Annotated in this window: 17 protein-coding genes; 14 read left to right on the top strand and 3 right to left on the bottom strand. The window is 61.5% G+C overall.

What is annotated here, in order from left to right; translation table 11 throughout:
- The first annotated feature begins 181 nt into the window (after positions 1 to 181).
- From HNE04_RS23135 to HNE04_RS23120, 4 genes are all read left to right on the top strand, one after another.
- A complete protein-coding gene (locus HNE04_RS23135; protein WP_172224669.1) occupies positions 182 to 1,144 on the top strand; it encodes a LysR family transcriptional regulator in 963 nt (320 codons plus the stop codon).
- A gap of 112 nt (positions 1,145 to 1,256) precedes the next feature.
- Positions 1,257 to 1,934, top strand: a complete 678-nt coding sequence (locus tag HNE04_RS23130; RefSeq protein ID WP_172224666.1) for a peroxiredoxin-like family protein — start codon at positions 1,257 to 1,259, stop codon at positions 1,932 to 1,934.
- A 143-nt stretch (positions 1,935 to 2,077) separates the two neighbouring features.
- Positions 2,078 to 3,508 carry a dihydrolipoyl dehydrogenase gene (gene lpdA / locus HNE04_RS23125; protein WP_172224663.1) on the top strand — a complete coding sequence of 477 codons (1,431 nt, stop codon included), beginning with the start codon at positions 2,078 to 2,080 and terminating at the stop codon, positions 3,506 to 3,508.
- A 26-nt stretch (positions 3,509 to 3,534) separates the two neighbouring features.
- Complete coding sequence (locus HNE04_RS23120) at positions 3,535 to 4,101, top strand: DsbA family protein (RefSeq protein ID WP_172224660.1); 567 nt, start codon at positions 3,535 to 3,537, stop codon at positions 4,099 to 4,101.
- Between the two features lie 217 nt (positions 4,102 to 4,318).
- Here HNE04_RS23120 and HNE04_RS23115 read toward each other — a convergent pair whose 3' ends face one another.
- Positions 4,319 to 4,819, bottom strand: coding sequence for a winged helix-turn-helix transcriptional regulator (locus tag HNE04_RS23115; protein ID WP_172224657.1), 501 nt, complete (start codon positions 4,817 to 4,819; stop codon positions 4,319 to 4,321).
- A gap of 210 nt (positions 4,820 to 5,029) precedes the next feature.
- On the opposite strand from HNE04_RS23115, the gene HNE04_RS23110 reads away from it, so the two are divergent.
- From HNE04_RS23110 to HNE04_RS23085, 6 genes are all read left to right on the top strand, one after another.
- Positions 5,030 to 5,833, top strand: coding sequence for an isocitrate lyase/PEP mutase family protein (locus tag HNE04_RS23110; RefSeq protein ID WP_172224654.1), 804 nt, complete (start codon positions 5,030 to 5,032; stop codon positions 5,831 to 5,833).
- Positions 5,834 to 5,979: 146 nt separating this feature from the next.
- Positions 5,980 to 7,206: an ergothioneine biosynthesis protein EgtB gene (egtB, locus tag HNE04_RS23105; protein ID WP_172224793.1), complete on the top strand. Its 1,227-nt coding sequence runs from the start codon at positions 5,980 to 5,982 to the stop codon at positions 7,204 to 7,206.
- Complete coding sequence (gene egtD, locus HNE04_RS23100; RefSeq protein ID WP_172224651.1) at positions 7,203 to 8,162, top strand: L-histidine N(alpha)-methyltransferase; 960 nt, start codon at positions 7,203 to 7,205, stop codon at positions 8,160 to 8,162. The genes egtB and egtD overlap by 4 nt, the downstream gene beginning before the upstream one ends.
- Before the next feature lie 38 nt (positions 8,163 to 8,200).
- Positions 8,201 to 8,974 carry a 2OG-Fe(II) oxygenase gene (locus tag HNE04_RS23095; RefSeq protein ID WP_172224648.1) on the top strand — a complete coding sequence of 258 codons (774 nt, stop codon included), beginning with the start codon at positions 8,201 to 8,203 and terminating at the stop codon, positions 8,972 to 8,974.
- Between the two features lie 21 nt (positions 8,975 to 8,995).
- Positions 8,996 to 9,505 (top strand): DUF1993 domain-containing protein, encoded by a 510-nt coding sequence (locus tag HNE04_RS23090; protein ID WP_172224645.1) that lies wholly within the window; start codon positions 8,996 to 8,998, stop codon positions 9,503 to 9,505.
- Complete coding sequence (locus HNE04_RS23085; protein WP_172224642.1) at positions 9,502 to 10,695, top strand: YbfB/YjiJ family MFS transporter; 1,194 nt, start codon at positions 9,502 to 9,504, stop codon at positions 10,693 to 10,695. The genes HNE04_RS23090 and HNE04_RS23085 overlap by 4 nt, the downstream gene beginning before the upstream one ends.
- 85 nt (positions 10,696 to 10,780) lie before the next feature.
- Here HNE04_RS23085 and HNE04_RS23080 read toward each other — a convergent pair whose 3' ends face one another.
- Both HNE04_RS23080 and HNE04_RS23075 read right to left on the bottom strand, forming a co-directional pair.
- A complete protein-coding gene (locus HNE04_RS23080) occupies positions 10,781 to 11,380 on the bottom strand; it encodes an alpha-ketoglutarate-dependent dioxygenase AlkB (protein WP_172224639.1) in 600 nt (199 codons plus the stop codon).
- Positions 11,381 to 11,428: 48 nt separating this feature from the next.
- Positions 11,429 to 12,703: a thiolase family protein gene (locus tag HNE04_RS23075; RefSeq protein WP_172224636.1), complete on the bottom strand. Its 1,275-nt coding sequence runs from the start codon at positions 12,701 to 12,703 to the stop codon at positions 11,429 to 11,431.
- Positions 12,704 to 12,872: 169 nt separating this feature from the next.
- Here HNE04_RS23075 and HNE04_RS23070 point away from each other — a divergent pair, with 169 nt between their 5' ends.
- From HNE04_RS23070 to HNE04_RS23055, 4 genes are all read left to right on the top strand, one after another.
- Entirely contained in the window at positions 12,873 to 13,361 is a 489-nt protein-coding gene (locus tag HNE04_RS23070; protein WP_172224633.1) for a winged helix-turn-helix transcriptional regulator, read from the top strand.
- A 60-nt stretch (positions 13,362 to 13,421) separates the two neighbouring features.
- Positions 13,422 to 14,108, top strand: coding sequence for a M15 family metallopeptidase (locus tag HNE04_RS23065; RefSeq protein ID WP_235965333.1), 687 nt, complete (start codon positions 13,422 to 13,424; stop codon positions 14,106 to 14,108).
- Between the two features lie 7 nt (positions 14,109 to 14,115).
- Entirely contained in the window at positions 14,116 to 14,787 is a 672-nt protein-coding gene (locus tag HNE04_RS23060) for an antibiotic biosynthesis monooxygenase family protein (RefSeq protein WP_172224627.1), read from the top strand.
- 317 nt (positions 14,788 to 15,104) lie between these two features.
- Positions 15,105 to 16,644, top strand: a protein-coding gene (locus HNE04_RS23055; RefSeq protein ID WP_172224624.1) for an IS3 family transposase whose coding sequence is annotated in 2 segments (ribosomal slippage) — positions 15,105 to 16,334 and positions 16,336 to 16,644 — 1,539 coding nt in all. Because the reading frame shifts where the segments join, the coding sequence is not laid out codon by codon here.
- Positions 16,645 to 16,784: the final 140 nt, after the last annotated feature.

Genomic DNA, 16,784 nt, shown 5'->3' with positions numbered 1-16,784 from the left:
CGCAAGACGAACGGCTCGATTGACTCGCATCTTGGGTGCATTCAATGCATGGGACGAATAGAAGCGGAGCAGCTGCACTTCAGCATGGACAGGAAGAAGGACTCACATTGGCCGGGTATGAGGAGAGCCCGCAGAGGCGAGCTTCCGCCAACAGAACGCAGCGCCCCGAGGGCCGTTAAGGATGACGAACTGTTTCGAGGCCATTAGGCTGTTCATTCGAGTCGCGCGAACGCGTAGTTTCTCCGAGGCCGCGCGGGAGAAAGGAGTTTCTCAGCCTACGGTGTCGCGCGCAATCGCCGGCCTAGAGAAGGAGGTGGGGGTCCCCCTTCTGGCTCGAACCTCGCGCACCGTAACGCTCACTGAAGCAGGTGCAGAGTACTTCTCTCGCGTCGAGAACGCACTGCACGCATTAGACGAGGCGGCCGAGATTGTCCGCGGGACGAGCGTGCTTAGCGGCACCCTCCGGATAGGAACCGCGACGAGCTTCGGAAGGCGGTACTTGATTCCCAAGCTAGCCGACTTCATGAGCTTTCACCCTCAGCTGCGAGTGAACATCACGCTCACCGACGAACGCCAGAACCTCGTCGCAGAAGGAATTGACGTAGCCCTCCGATTCGGGGCGCTCGAGGACTCATCTGCCGTCGCCAGGAAGATTCACTCCTGGCCTCGAATCGCCGCTGCCTCGCCGGCGTACGTCTCCCGCGCTGGTTTGCCTCAATCACCTGCGGACCTCGCTAACTTCCATGTATTCGCGGGGCCCGGCGCCAGCGGCGCTGGGGTAACGCTGCGACGTGACGGAAAGGTCTCGTCCGTTCGAGTCGAAAGCCGCTTCACCTTCTCGACCAACGAGGGTCGCATTGCTGCAGCAACTGCGGGAATGGGAATTGTCGTCGCCAGCCAGTGCAGCTGTGCCCAGGAGCTGTCCGAAGGCAAGCTAGTGCGCCTGCTTGAGGATTGGGACTTCGGCCAAGCAGACTTGCATGCCGTCTATGCCATGGGCCGCCAGGCAAAGCCTGCGGCACGGGCGTTGACGGACTTTTTGATACGCGAGCTGAAGACCGAGGAAACGTCTGCGCCACAACACAGCGGTCCTTGCTCACGGATGCTCGCAGCCCCTGCCAAAACTAGCCGCAAAGCGACATAAATCGGACGCAAGAGTGGGCGAGCGTCGCCATGATTCCGCAAGACGTCGCCGGCTCTGAAGGCCCTCTCCACGGGAGCAGTTGCTGGGTAGCTGGGACGTCACAGCACTCTCCATGTCGCTGCAACAGAAGCTCGATGCGCTGCGTGAGCACTTACAGGTGCGAACGCGAACTGACGCTTTGGTCGCCATGCTCAGGGTCGTGGGCGACGCAGTGTCGACTGACCGGGCGGCCATGGCGCTTAGCGCCGCGAGCCATGCTCCCGGCTTCACGTTGCCCAACGAGCGGCACAACTGCGTCTCACTGGCCGACCAGGTCAGCTCAGGCCCTGTCGTTCTCGTGTTCTATCGAGGGCAGTGGTGCCCATGCTGCACCCGCGAACTGCGCGCGGTGCAGCTGGCGCTTAGCGAGATTAGGGAGCTCGGAGGTTCCGTCCTCGCCATCACGCCTCAGACGGAGATGTACAACCGGCGGTGCGTTCGCGCGCTGCAGCTGGACTTCCCAGTACTGCACGACCCACATGGGCGCACAGCGGACTGGTACCGGGTGAACTGGCAAATACCGGAGAGCTTGAGGGAGCTGTACCTGGGTCTCGACCTCGACCTCCCTAAGTTCAATGGAGACGCGGAGTGGTCGGCCCCGCTCTCCTCGTTCTTCGTAGTAGACCAGACCCAGACGGTTGTCTACACCGAGATTCGGTGCGGCGCGCCGCAGACCGTTGAACTAGCAGGTGTTCTTACGGCGCTTGCTTCCGTGCAGCGTCTTGCACCTTCTCAGCACGGGCATCGGTGATGTGGCAGGGACTACGGCTTCTCAAGCCTTGCCACGCATGGCGGTCTATGCATAGCAAGTATGTGTCACTTGAATAAGGGCCTATCGTATTCTGCTATGTGCCCATCTAAAGCTTCCCAATTTGCTGAAGGTTCCAGCTTCGCATGAGTGAGCATAGTTTCGACGTCTTGGTTATTGGAGGTGGCCCAGGAGGCTACACCGCCGCAATTCGTGCGGCGCAGCTGGGCATGCGAGTCGCGTGCGTTGACAGCTGGCCAGGCGACTCCGGGAAGCCTGCGCTGGGCGGGACTTGCACGAATGTCGGATGCATCCCTTCCAAGGCGCTGCTTCAGTCGAGCGAGTACTTTGAGATTGCATCCTCACATTTTGAGGACCACGGCGTGCGTCTCAAGGAGTTGGCGTTTGACATTGCACAGGCTCAGCGCCGCAAAGAAGGCGTCGTGCGTAAGAACAACGAGGGCATCTCGTACCTGTTTCGCAAGAACAAGGTGACCTTCTTCCATGGTCACGCGGCATTCACAGGCCGGGATTCCGCTGGCGTGCACGTAGCTATCTCCGGCACCTCCCCGGCACTGGATGTCACCGCGGAGAACGTCATCATCGCGACCGGCTCAAGGCCGCGCCCTTTCCCTGACGTCCCGTTTGATGAGAGGCTAATCCTCTCGAACGATGGAGCGCTTCGCCTTCCAACCGTCCCAAAGCGTCTGGGAGTCATAGGTGCCGGCGTGATAGGCGTCGAGCTGGGGTCAGTTTGGCGGCGACTGGGCGCAGACGTGACCCTATTGGAAGCGCAGCCCGTGTTCTTACCGATGGCGGACGAGGAAGTCGCAGCCGAGGCACTCAAGGTTCTCGGCAAGCAGGGTCTCCGATTCGAGTTCAGCGTACAGATTGACTCAGTCAATGCGCGACGAGATGACGTCGTCGTCCAGTACACGTCGCAGAGTCAGAGCCGTGAGCTGGTATGCGACCACCTCATCGTGTCCATCGGCCGCATTCCGAACACCGACGGCCTGGCGGGTGAGTCAATCGGACTGGCGCTCGACGGCCGTGGAGCTATTGAGGTCGATAGCGAGTGCAGGACCACTGTGGACAAGGTATGGGCAATCGGGGACGTTGTTCGTGGCCCGATGCTGGCTCACAAGGCCGAGGCCGAAGGGGTTGCCGCCGTCGAGCGAATCGCCGGCCAGAAACCGGAGGTTGACTTCAAGACGATTCCGTCAGTCATCTACACGCACCCCGAAGTGGCCTGGGTGGGGTGGACCGAGGCCGAATTGAGAGCCTCAGGCCTCACATATCGAGCCGGAATTTTTCCTCTCCTGGCGAACGGGCGTGCCCGTGCGCTCGGGGACATCACCGGATTCGTGAAGGTGCTTGCCGATGCGCGCACGGACCGAGTCCTGGGTGTTCACGTGATTGGTCCTCATGCCTCTGAACTCATCACGGAAGGCACGATGGCCATGGAGTTTCGAGGCACGGCCGAGGACATTGCCGCGGTGACGCACCCTCACCCAACTCTCGCGGAGGCCGTGAAGGAGGCAGCTCTCGCTTCCAATGGCCGCGCCATCAACTTCTGACCATTTCCCACTCTCGAGCCCAAATCATGCCTACAAGCCCTGAAGAGCACGCCAAAGGTTCCGGAGATGCGCCTCTGGTTTTGGAGGAGTACGGAGACTTCGAGTGTCCGTACTGCAAGCATGCCTACCCCGTGCTTCGGGCCCTCCTTGATGGCCACGACAGGCTTGTCCAGTTCATCTATCGACACTACCCCGACCCAGGCACACACCCAAACAGCCAGATGACGGCGGAAGCCGCAGAGTCCGCAGCCGCTCAAGGCAAGTTCTGGCAGTTCCACGACCTGGTCTACACCCGAACGGGTGAGCTCAATGGCAAGGTTCTGGTCGGGTTCGCGCAGCGTTTGGGCCTGGACCTTCCCCGATTCAACCAGGACCTTGAGCTGCGCGTCCATGAAGCTCGCGTGGCGCAAGACATCGAGACGGCCCTCTCACGTGGCGTGCGGGGCACGCCCGGGTTCTTCCTGAATGGGACCCGCATCGACACCTCATTCGGTTTGCGCCACCTGCGAGACGCAGTGCGTGCAGGGCTGGCGAACCTCAACACGCCTGCGCCTGAGCGCGGAGTGCTCGCCAGCGTCCCTTATCAGCGATGAATCGTCGATAGCCACCACGGATACCAGCCCAGAACTTCCGTCCCCTCCGCCCCACCTTCCTACTCCTTTACAAAAAGGACTGAGCAATGAAGAGCGCCTCTGCAACTCCCGTCACGAGGGACGACGACATCTATTTCCCCGCGAAGTGGGTCTGCTGGCTGGCGGGGGCGCTCCCGGGCGGCAAGGACGCAGAGTAACCGTGAGCAAAGCGCGCGTGCTAGCCCAGGACTCGTTCGTTCCGTCTTTTCACCAGTTCACGAGTAGCCGCGCTCGCACCCGGGCCCGGTTCGTAGCGAACCTGGTTGTAGGCGAGGTTTCGCCCGCCCTTGGCGCGAACCACCAACGGCTCAATTGGCTGGCCGGAGCTGTTGTCCACCAGCTTGATTGGAGGCTTGCCGGACGGTGCAGTCCATTTGTCGCCCCACTGCATCAGCGCCACCAAGACCGGGTACAGCTCCAGGCCCTTGGGGGTAAGGCGGTAGCCGAAGGTGTTCGCGCGCTCCTCCAGCGGAAATCGCTCCAGGATTTCCAGCTCTTGCAGTCGCTCCAGACGCGTGGTCAGCACGTTTCTGGCGATGCCCAGGTTACTCTGGAACTCATCGAAACGGGTCGAGCCCAGCAGGCACTCCCGCACGATGAGCAAGCTCCACCACTCGCCGACCTCCTCCAGGGAGCGGGCGACGCTGCACTCCATGTCCACGAATCGTTTGCGTTCCATGATGAAACTCTACCATCTACAGTTTCTTCATGCAACCTGAACGGCCGGTCACGGAAACCAGAGCGTAACACTCGGATACTCAATGTCAGTTGCGTCATGCAACTTATGCGGCTACAGTTTCTTCAAGCAACTGATTTCGGTTGCGCAAGAGACGGTCTAAGGACTGGGATGCTGCGGACCGCTCACTCATGAAACCTGAAGGAGATTGCCATGTCCAAGACCTCGAACAAGACCAAACTCAACGCCTTCCGTGCAATGCACGAGAGCGGGCTGCTGCTCCTGGCGAACGCCTGGGATGCCGGTAGCGCCCGCCTATCCGAGAGCCTGGGCGCCAAGGCCGTCGCCACCACCAGCGCCGGGATGGCCTGGGCGGCTGGCTACGCCGACGGCAACAACATGCCGCCGGACCTGGTGGTCGCCATCAGCCAGAACATCACGCGCGCCGTGAAGGTGCCGGTGACCATCGACATCGAGGGCGGCTATTCCTCCAAGCCCAAAGAAGTGGGCGAACTGGTGGTCCGCCTGGCTGAAGTCGGCGTGGTCGGGGTGAACCTGGAGGACGGCGAGGAACCGGCCGAGCTGCTGGCCAAGAAAATCGAAGCGGTCAAGTCCGCGCTGTCGCACGCTGGCCTGGATATCTTCGTGAACGCTCGCACCGACGTGTACCTGGCTGGTCTGGCGCCCGAGGGCGAAGAGGTCGCTGAAGTCCTCCGCCGCGCGAAGCTCTACGAGAAGGCGGGCACTGACGGGCTCTTCGTCCCGGGCATCACGGCCCTGCCTGAGATGCGCGACATTTCCGGTGCTACCAAGCTTCCGCTGAACGTCATGGCCTGGGGCGGGCTGCCGGCCCACGACAAGCTCGCGGCCGCCGGTGTCCGCCGTCTCAGTGCCGGCGCAGCGATTTCCGGCCGCGTTTGGGCCCATACGCAAGCGCTGACGGAGCAGTTCCTTGAAGAAGGCAAGCTGGGACGCTCGGAGCTGCCCTCCCCCGACATGCAGAGCCTGTTCGGCTGAACTGGATGGATGCAGCCGCAACCACCTGGCCGTCCGCAGAAAAGGACGGGCGGGTGAGGCAGCCGCCCTCCGTGCGGCTCTAGCCGACTCCCGCAGTCAGGCACCCTCGAAGGATTTAGAACGTGTCCAACTCACTGGTCGCCGGTATCTCGCCTCTCCTTCGCGCGGACCGCGCGCAGGTTTGGTCTGCATACGGGCGTACCCGAAGCCACTCCGCAGAGCTCGTAGCCGGCCTCACTCCTGAGGACCAAGGGCTCCAGTCGATGCCCGATGCGAGCCCGACCAAGTGGCACCTGGCCCACACGACCTGGTTTTTCGAAGCCGTCGTGCTGCAGCCGCACGTAACTGCGCATCGCGCGTTCAATGCGGAGTTCTCCTTCCTGTTCAACTCGTACTACGAGTCGCTAGGCCCGCGCCATCCGAGGCCTCAACGCGGCCTGCTCTCGCGCCCGCCCGTAAGCGGGGTATGGGCCTATCGACAGTACGTCGACAAAGCCATGCTGGCATTCATCTCGACGGCAGGAGAAGAAGCATGGGCTGCTGCAGCGCCGCTCATTGAGCTTGGGCTGCACCACGAGCAGCAGCATCAGGAGCTGATTGCGACCGACATCCTGCATGCGTTCTCGCTCAATCCAACCCTACCTGCCTGGCACCCAAACGCCACACACGAGCCGGCCGCTGAAGCTTCTCCCGTGGAATGGCTGCAGCACGAACGAGGCATGGCGGAGATTGGCCACTCTGGAGAGGGCTTCAGCTTTGACAACGAGACCCCGCGACATCGGGTCTGGCTGGAACCCTTCGAAATCGCCAACCGTCTGGTCACGAACGCAGAGTTCATGCAGTTCATCGACGACGGCGGCTATCGAAACCCCGCCCTCTGGCTCTCCGAGGGTTGGGCCCAAGTGCAAAACCACGGCTGGACTCACCCCCTGTACTGGATTGCGCCTGGAGACCCACGTGCTCCGGCGCAGCACTGGCAGACCTTCGGCGCCACAGGCGTTCAACCCTTCGACTCGAACGCGCCGGTGAGTCAACTGAGCTTCTACGAGGCGGCTGCATACGCGCAATGGGCAGGTGCGAGGCTGCCGACAGAGGCAGAATGGGAGGTGATGTCGGCTGCCAAGGATGCCGTCGCCGTCACCGGAGTGGTGTGGCAATGGACGCGGTCCTCATACGACCCCTACCCCAGGTTCAAGCCACTCGCCGGCGCCGTTGCGGAATACAACGGCAAGTTCATGGTGGGCCAAATGGTGCTGCGCGGCGGAAGCGAATTCACGCCGACTGGGCACACGCGCCGGACCTACCGCAACTTCTTCCCGCCGACCGCGCGCTGGCAATTCAGCGGCGTACGCCTGGCAAGGGACCTGGCATGAGAAACCTAGGCCCCACGGGCACTGGCGCCGACACACAGGGCGGAAGCGAATTGCTGCGCGACCTGCAGCTCGCGCTTTCCAAGCCGCCTCATGCCATTTCGCCGAAGTACTTCTACGACGCGCAGGGTTCGCGCCTCTTCGACCGAATCTGTGACCTTCCCGAGTACTACCCTACTCGCACCGAGTGGGGGATTCTGTCGGAGCACGCAGCTGAAATAGCTGAAGTGACGGGGCCAGGCACGGAGCTGATTGAGTTCGGAGCAGGCTCGCTGAGTAAAGTGCGCCTTCTCCTGAACGACATGCGGCCCCGGCGCTACCTGCCCGTCGACATCTCGGTCGACCATCTCCATCGAGCCGCCGCTAGCCTGAGGGCCGAGTTCCCTTGGTTGGAGGTAGCCCCTGTCGCCGGTGACTACACCGGTTCCATCGACCTGCCACCAGTGGCTTGGGGCGCTCGCCGAATCGGGTTCTTCCCGGGGTCGACCATTGGGAACTTCACCCCGAGCGAAGCCCTGGAGTTCCTGCGCCGGGCTGCTCAGATGCTACGTGGTGGAGGGCTGCTGATTGGCGCGGACCTCCTGAAGGACCCGTCAGTCCTGGATGCGGCATACAACGACGCAAAGGGCGTCACCGCGGACTTCAACAAGAACCTGCTGGCGCGCGCCAATCGCGAGCTAGGCGCAGATTTCGAGCTCTCCGAGTGGTGGCACAGCGCGTTCTTCAATCCAGCTCACAGCCGGGTCGAAATGCATCTCATCAGCCGCCGTGACCAACGAGTTCATCTTGGAGGCATCACCTTTGAGGTCGCCGAGGGATTTAGTCTGCACACAGAGAACTCGTACAAGTTTTCCATCGAAGGATTGCGAGGGTTGGCCGCAATAGCAGGGTTCCGGCCGCACACAGTTTGGACCGACGACCGCAAGTTGTTCAGCGTGCACTGGCTGATTGCTCCGTAAGCAGGTCAGCGCAGTTCGCACCAACCAAGGAGACACAGATGTCAAGCGCAGTGTTGAAGAAGCCGCAAGCGATAAAGAAGCCGCAAGCGAAAGCCCGCTCCCGGGTCGTCACGGAGCGTATCGAGGCGCTTGATTGGGCCGAGTTGTCGCGCATCGTGAATGAGGAGGGTTGGGCCATCCTCCCAGGCATACTCACCCCGTCGGGGGCTGACTCCATAGCGGCCATGTTCTCTGAAGAAGAGCGCTTCAGGAACCGCATCATCATGGAGCGACACGGTTTCGGGCGAGGTCAGTACAAGTACTTTGACTATCCTCTGCCGCCCCTCATCAACGAACTTCGCCGCAGTTTCTACCCACACGTCGCTGATATCGCCAATGGCTGGATGGAGCGGCTCGGACGCGAGACCCGATACCCGAGGGACCACGCCAAGTACCTCAAGGAGCTGCGGCAGGCCGGCCAGGACAAGTCAACGATGGCGCTGTTGGCGTATGGTCCGGGCGACTACAACGCTCTGCATCAGGACATCCACGGCGAGCAGGTCTTTCCTCTGCAGGTCATCGTCCTTCTTGACGAGCCCGACCAGGACTTCGAAGGCGGACAGCTGCTTTTGTCCGAGCAGCGGCCCCGCATGCAAACCCGCGGGATAGTCGTCGAACCTCTGCACAAGGGCGATGCTGTGGTCATCACGTCCAACAACCGTCCCGTCCGCGGCTCACATGGCGATTACCAGGTGAAGATGCGCCATGGAGTGAATCATCTGCGCTCCGGCAAACGCCACACCCTAGGCATCGTCTTCCACGATGCCGCCTGAGTCTTATCGAGAAGAGCATTTATGTACCACCAAGCAATAGCGCAGATTTCGCAAGCTTTAAAGAACATGGAGCGCTGGCTCGATAAGGCGCAAGCTCACGCCCAGGCTCAGGACCTCGACGTGGGCGTGCTGATGCACGCGCAGCTCGCCCCGGACATGCGTGACTTCATCTACCAAGTCCAAAGCGCGTGTGACTACACCAAGGCCGGAGCGGCCTGGCTCTCTGGCCAGAAGCCTCCGCGGCACGAGGACACCGAGCAGACGCTGGAGGATGTTCGCAGCCGAATTCGAAAGACCGTGGCGTTCGCGGAAAGCGTGCAGCCCGCTCAATACGCAGACGCCACCTGGCAACAAGTGAGCCTCTCCTGGGCGCCGGGCAAGGTACTGGTCGGGCCGGACTACCTGCTGCAAATCGTCCTTCCGAACGTGTACTTCCACGTCTCCATGGCGTACGCAATCCTGCGCCACAAGGGAGTTAACGTCGGCAAGATGGACTTCCTCGGTCCCGTCAACTTCGTGGACAAAGCATGACCGAGCAGGCGACATCTCTTCGAGCGGCGCTGTGGCTTGGCCTCGCTGTGGCAATTGGGCACGGAGTTACGCGCTTCGGCTACGCGCTGGTGATGCCGGCCATGCAAGCAGACCTGCACTGGGGATACGAACAAGCATCATGGATAAACACCGCCAACGCACTGGGCTACATCCTTGGAACCACATCCGGCTTCGTGCTCCTGCGGTGGGCGAGTAGCGGTAGGCTCTTTCGTGTTGGGCTGCTGTTGACAGTCGCGACTCTCCCCCTGATGGCCGTCAGTAGCGACTTTGCCTGGCTGGTCATCCTGCGCCTTCTCTCAGGCATGGGAACCGCATGGTCCTTCTCGACCGGTGGCGTGCTGGTGTCGCAGATTTACGCGAACGATGCACGGCGCAAAGGCGCTGCGACCGGCCTCTTTTTCGGGGGCGCTGGCCTAGGAATGGTCATGACAGGCGCGGTCGTTCCGGCACTGCTGCAGTGGCGTGGCGCCTCTGGATGGGCACTGGCCTGGCTGGTCTTAGGGGTTCTCTGCACGGTGCTCGTCGTCCTGCCTTTGAGCATCGGGCACAGCCCGGTCAGCAGGGCTCAGAGCGCCTCCGAGGGGAGCGGCTCGCTAGGCCTGGATTCTTCTTGGCGCGTCCTTCTCGGCTACGCGGGATTCGCAGCGGCCCACACCGGGTATGTGTTCTTTGTTTTCGCGTGGACACGGGCGCAGCATCTGCCGTGGTACCACGGCGCTGGGATGTGGATGCTCATGGGAGCTGGGGTCTTCGCCTCGGCCTGGATTTGGGAGCGCCCTTTAGGGCGATGGCAGGCATCCAACTCCCTTGCGCTCTGCATCATCATTTGCGCAGCCGCGGTGGCACTACCAGTCGTCGCCGGCGCGGAGCTGCCCGTGGTCTATCTCTCGGCCGCGGCAATGGGAGCCTCGATGTTCATCGCTCCCGCGTCGATGGCGGTGTTGGCGCGGCAAACCCTTCCTGCCCCCGTCTGGGGTAAGGCCTTGATGGTCTATTCGCTGGTGTTCTCTCTCGGTCAGGCGCTCGGGTCCTGGGCCTTCGGGCGTACCGCTGATATTTGGTCTCTCCAGTGGGTGCTTGGAGCCTCCAGCGCGGGCCTTTTGGCGTCGGCAGTCATCGCCGCGACCGGACTGAGTCACCAGAACACTCGGTTCATGCGGATGGGGTGAGATGTCATTGAGCCCTTGCAGCTCTCATCGAGGCGCGCCAGTGCTCCGATGCCCAAGAGGTTCCCTTTCGGTCTCTCTGGTGGTGTCAAGTGCCTGCAGCGGGCGCCTCTGCGCCCTTGCCGGGCCGGAAGGTACGCAAGGTTACGGAATAGCGCGGCTCGTCCATGGCGGCGATGCTGTGCTGCCATTCGTCGCGCACTTCTCTGCTCAGGAGATACGCGGATCGGGGCTCAATCGGCGCGGCTCGCCTGACCCAACTGCCGTCACTCTGTCGCTGGCGCAGACGCAGGTGGCATGGAGCCAAAAACGAGATGCCCACGATGTCCTCGTACACGGGCCTGTCGCGGTGCCAGCCGATGCCCGCCCCGGGCGGGTACTGCGTCACCATGACTTGCTCGAAGGCCTCCGTAGGCTTGCCGGTGATATGAGCCGCAATCTCGGTGAGCGGCCGCAGGTAGTCCGGAATGCTCGAGTCTGCGCGCGGTTTTTGCCCAGCAAAGACGTACTTGTGGCCGAAGGTATAGATGCGACGGTTCGCCGAGTAGCCGCGGAACTCGAAGGCCTGCAATGCGAGGTCTTCGAACCGACGCACCAGAAGGCGCTCATCTGCAGTGGACAGAACGTCAGGCGCGTACCGGAACCCTTCAGGAAACTGCGGTTCACCAAACAAGTCTGGGGTAAGCATTCAGACCAATCATGTGAGGCAGCCCGCCTTCCGGCGGGCTGCACTTTGTCAGTAGGCGCTTTCCAGGAGCGCCACCGCGCCTTCGCCACCGTCAGCACAGACGCTGACGATTGCGCGGGAGCCTTTAGGCATCGCAGCGAGCTCCTTCACCGCCTGGCTCAGGTCCCTCGCCCCTGTGGCTCCAAAGGGGTGACCGATGGCCAAGGAACCCCCATTGGGGTTCACTCGGTCCCAGGGGAAGGGGCCGAAGTCGCTTGCAATCCCCGTACGGTCCTCAATCCAGTCCGGCTCTTCCAGAGCCGCCACGTTGGACAGCACCTGGGCTGCGAACGCTTCATGAATCTCCCACAGGTTGATGTTCTCGTATCGCAGCCCGTGCCTGTTCAGAAGGCGCGGAATCGCGAACGAGGGAGCCATGAGCAGCCCCTCGCGCGGGTCGAGTGCCGAGATTTCGAAGTCGACCAGCTTCACTGCAGGAATGTTGCGCTTCAGGCGTTCCAGCCCTCGCTCGGACAACACCCACACCCCGGCGGCGCCGTCGGTGATGGGCGACGAATTGCCTGCAGTGACGGTGCCTTTGCCGCTCGTGCGGTCGAAGGCCGGCGCAAGAGAAGCGAGCTTCTGGAGCGTCGTGTCTGGCCGCAGGTTTGCGTCCTTGGCGAGCTCAGGCAGTGGAAGCACCAGGTCAGAGAAGAAACCTCGCTCCCATCCAGCCGCGGCGCGCATGTGGCTTTGGTAGGCCCACTCGTCCTGCGCCTGACGCGAGATGTTCCATCCCTTGGCCGTCTCCTCCATGTGGTCACCCATGGTGCGGCCCGTGATGCGATTTGCCCAGCCCTTAGTGGGCAAGATGAAGTCCCTTGGCGTGAGCTGGGACAGTGCAGCCGCCGCTGCCTGCGGGTCCTTGGCCAGAAGCTCGCGCAGCCGCGCTGTCGTGTGCGGCTGCAGTCCGATGGAAGGCTGGCTCATTACCTCGACGCCTCCCACCATGATGGCGTCAGTCCCTCCCCCAATCATGCCGGCGGCAGCGAAGGTCGCGGCAATGCTGGTGGCGCACGCCAGCACCACCGAGAAGGAAGGCACCGTGGGGTCGAGGCCGGCGTCAAGCCAGATTTCGCGAGCGATGTTGCTCCAGCCCAGATTGGGCATCACGGTCCCCCAGAGAACCATGTCGGGCCTGCCACCGCGCAACTGCTCGGCCATCGCCTGGGCAATCGGAACCGACAAGCTGATGGAGTCGTAATTTGATAGCGCGCCGCCTCCACGACCGAACGGCGTGCGCAGCCCGGAGGCGAGATAGACGTCTTGACCGAAGCGTTTCATGGACATACCCCTAAGAGTGACTAGACGCCCTGTCATGTGCGGCAGGTTGCGCCATGCAACTATACCTGCTACAGTTGCTTCATGCAACCGATGCAGTCGGCCGCCCTGCTCCGCCGAGCTAGGGGTAGCCGGAGTCGGTGGCCAGGATTACTACCGACGGTCAACGAACATGGAACGCAAGCGTCTTAGTGGCATGAACTGCAACATCGCGCGCTCGCTCGACGAGGTGGGCGAGTGGTGGAGTTTGCTCATCGTGCGGCAGTGCATGATTGGCACCACTCGGTTCGACGAGTTTCAGCGCAACCTGGGCATCTCGCGCAATGTCTTGACAACGCGCCTGGACCGGCTGGTCAGCCTGGGCATATTGGAGCGATTCCAGCTGCAGGACCGGGCGAACACGAGTGGCTATCGGCTTACTGCAAAGGGCCGTGGGCTGGACCCCGTCCTGAATGCACTTCTCGAATGGGGCTACAGATGGGTGGCTCCTGATGGCACGCCCAAGCTAGAGAACCTGGACGAAGCCTCGCTCGAAGCGATGAATGAGGCAGCAAACCAGTTCTGGGCTGACCTCGGCCTGTCCGATGTGCTGGCAGGTCCGGTAGACAACGCCAGTCGTGCCGCCGTCATGGGCGTCGAGCAAATCCTCAAATCGGGCTGACAGGCCTTCAGCTCCTTCCGCACGTCACTCCACTCCATCTACCTGTCACTGATGGCACACATGCTGAACGAACTAGAACTCACCGGGCGCGCCCGCACGCACGTCGTCCAGTTCCACGAGCCAACAAGGTTCGCCGCCCAGCGAGAGGTCGGCGAGGCTTTCCTCGAGATGCAAGCTGCAGCCGCCAAGGACGGCATCGACATCGTTCCGGTCAGCTCTTTTCGCGACTTCCAGACCCAGCTGCGAATCTGGAACAACAAGTTCTCGGGCAAGCGCCCGCTCTATGACATCCATGGGGTGTCTCGCGACTTCAACTCATTGACACCGACGCAAGTCGTGGACTGCATCCTCAACTGGTCGGCGCTGCCTGGTGGCAGTCGACATCAGTGGGGCACAGAGATTGACGTCATCGACGGCGCGGCTCCCCCGGGCTATGTGCCCAAGCTCCTCCCCGAGGAAGTCGCCCCCGGCGGGATATTCGAGCGGCTACACCGGTGGCTGGACGCAAACATTGCCACATTCGGGTTCTTCAGGCCTTACGAGCGCTACCAAGGCGGCATGTACCCGGAGCCTTGGCATCTGAGCTACGCCCCGCTTTCGACCAAAGTCATCGAACAAGTCTCGATTGAGCTGCTGACGCAGGTGATTGAGACTTCACAGGTCCTTGGCAAGGAACTGGTCCTGCCGCGCATCCCCGAGATTTATCGCAACCACATCCTGAACATCAACCCTGCGCCCAGCGCATAAGAGCACCATGTTCTCAGTCATCTTCGAAGTGCATCCAGCGGCCGACCAGTGGGATTCGTACATCGGGGTGGCTAAGATGCTGCGGCCCGAGCTCCAGGCCGTGGAGGGGTTCGTTGACAACATCCGCTACCGCAGTTTGACGCGAGACAGGTGGATTCTCTCGCTCTCCGGATGGCGCGACGAGAAGGCACTCGTTCGATGGCGTACCAAGGCGCAGCATCACGGCGCGCAGGAGCTAGGCCGAAATGAAATCCTCCTGGACTACCACCTTCGGGTCGGTCAGGTAACCTCGGACACCCATGTGCCAGCAGGCCAGACGCTTCGTGAGCAGCGCCTGGACGAGACCGCCGCCGGCGAGGGAACCACAATCGTGCTCTTGGACGGCAAGAGAACGCCTGAATGGGTGGCGGCCAACGGCGCCGCGGGTATCGCGCAGTGGCTCGACCTCGACGTGGAAGCACCGGGACTTGTCGCCTGGGACAGCTTCGATGCCGTCTTGAGCCCTGGAGATGTCATCGCACTGTCGACGTGGAAGGACCAGCAGAGCGCGCAAGCCTTCGTCGACGACGTCATACTTGAGGATGGCGTGCGTTGCCGTACCGTGCGCGTTGTCCGCGATTACGGAATGTTCGACCGTCGCGAAGCGCCCCAGTACTATCCTGAGGCCGTTAAACGCTGAACCCCGGTTCCGGGCGTGATGCGCGGCTGCTTCGGCTGCGCACTTTAACGAGCTCGTCAAGTCCGGCTTCCGGGTACCCCACCGGGCACTGTCACCGCTTGCCACTGCGCGCAGCACATCCCGAATCGCGTTGGAATCGACGTCGATTGACGCACTGCCGGAGTGTGTAGGTCTGGCCGGCACAATGAGTCCGGCCCCACACTGAGCCCAAGGTCTCGACCACTTCATGCAAGCATAGTGTTGATTGCCGAGCAAGTTTGACCCCTTTGAGCTGAGAGGGGGTGCGGACGAAACCTTGGACTACCAGGAGGTAGTTCATGTATTCATACGAAGACAGAATTCAAGCGGTCGAGCTCTACATCAAGCTCGGCAAACGCGTCAGGCCGACTATCCGTCAGCTGGGTTACCCAACCAAGAATGCCTTGAAGGGCTGGTATCGGGAGTATGAGCAACGGCGCGATTTGCCATTGGGCTATGCGGGCCGGAGTCCTAAGTACTCGCAGACGCAAAAGGAGGTGGCACTTGAGCACTACCTCAATCACGATCGATGCATTGCTGCCACCCTGAGAGCATTGGGTTACCCCGGTCGTGGGACCTTGACCGCATGGATTCGCGAGGCACTTCCTGAGAGCAGGAAAGCCGCCGTTGGCAGTGTTGCCCGGCGAAGATACCCCGAGACATTGAAACAGGCGGGAGTCATGGAGCTTTGCACGCGGCAGGAAGGTGCGCAAGCCGTGGCAGAAAGGCTGGGAGTATGCAGGCCGACGCTGTACAACTGGAAGAATCAGCTACTCGGCCGCGAGGCGCCCGCATCCATGAAACGCCACAACCACTCACCCCCAACACCTGAGCGAGCGGAGTTGCAGCGACAGCTCGAATCCCTGCAACGCGACATCCGGCAACTGCAGCTGGAACGTGATCTCTTGAAGAAGGCCAATGAACTGCTAAAAAAAGGCCTGGGCGTCGATCTGCATCTCCTGACCAACCGGGAGAAGACATTGCTGATTGACGCCCTCAAGGAGCTCTATGCCCTTCCAGAGCTCTTGGCTAAGTTGGATCTTGCGCGAAGCTCGTACTTCTACCATCGAGCCCGCGTGATGGTGGCAGATAAGTACCTCGACGCGCGTCGTGCCATGGCCGACATCTTCGAAAACAACCACCGCTGCTACGGCTACCGCAGGCTGCAGGCTTCACTGACCAGGCAGCACGTCACCATCTCGGAGAAGGTGGTGCAACGGCTGATGAAGCAGGAAAGCCTGGTTGTTGCCAAGCCCAAGCGGCGCAGGTACGCGTCCTACCTTGGCGAGATCAGTCCAGCGCCTGAGAACATCATCAACCGCGACTTCCAAGCCGCTGCGCCCAACGAGAAGTGGCTTACGGACATCACACAGTTCCAGATCCCGGCTGGCAAGGTCTACCTGTCACCCATCATCGATTGCTTCGATGGGATGGTGGTGAGCTGGGCCATTGGAACCAGCCCAGATGCCGAGCTCGTCAACACGATGCTGGATGCTGCCATTGAGACGGTGGCAGAAACTACCGATCGGGCCTGTGGTCCACTCCGATCGTGGTGGCCACTACCGCTGGCCAGGCTGGCTATCAAGAATGAGCGACGCGAACCTCACTCGCTCGATGTCTCGCAAAGCCTGCTCACCTGACAACGCGGCCTGCGAAGGCTTCTTCGGTCGGCTGAAGACCGAACTGTTCTATCCTAGGAACTGGCAGAGCACCACCGTTGAACAATTCATTGAGGTGGTGAATTCCTACATCCGCTGGTACAACGAGAAGCGGATCAAGATCTCTCTGGGCTCTCTCAGCCCCATCGAATATCGCGAGAGCCTTGGACTTACGGCATAAAACCAGTCCAAGTTTTTATCCGCACCCCCCCGGGGTCAGGATCCAGTGGAAATCAACATGCAATGATCATGTCGAAGCGCTGGGACGCTCGATTTACTGAAGTGGCTCGCTATGGACTACGTCCTGCGCTTTGCTGGCTG

Origin of the sequence: Caenimonas soli, assembly GCF_013155545.1 — a bacterium.
GTDB classification, from domain to species: Bacteria; Pseudomonadota; Gammaproteobacteria; order Burkholderiales; family Burkholderiaceae_C; genus Ramlibacter; species Ramlibacter soli.
Note: the sequence above shows the minus strand (reverse complement) of the source record. Positions and strands in the feature narration are given on the sequence as shown.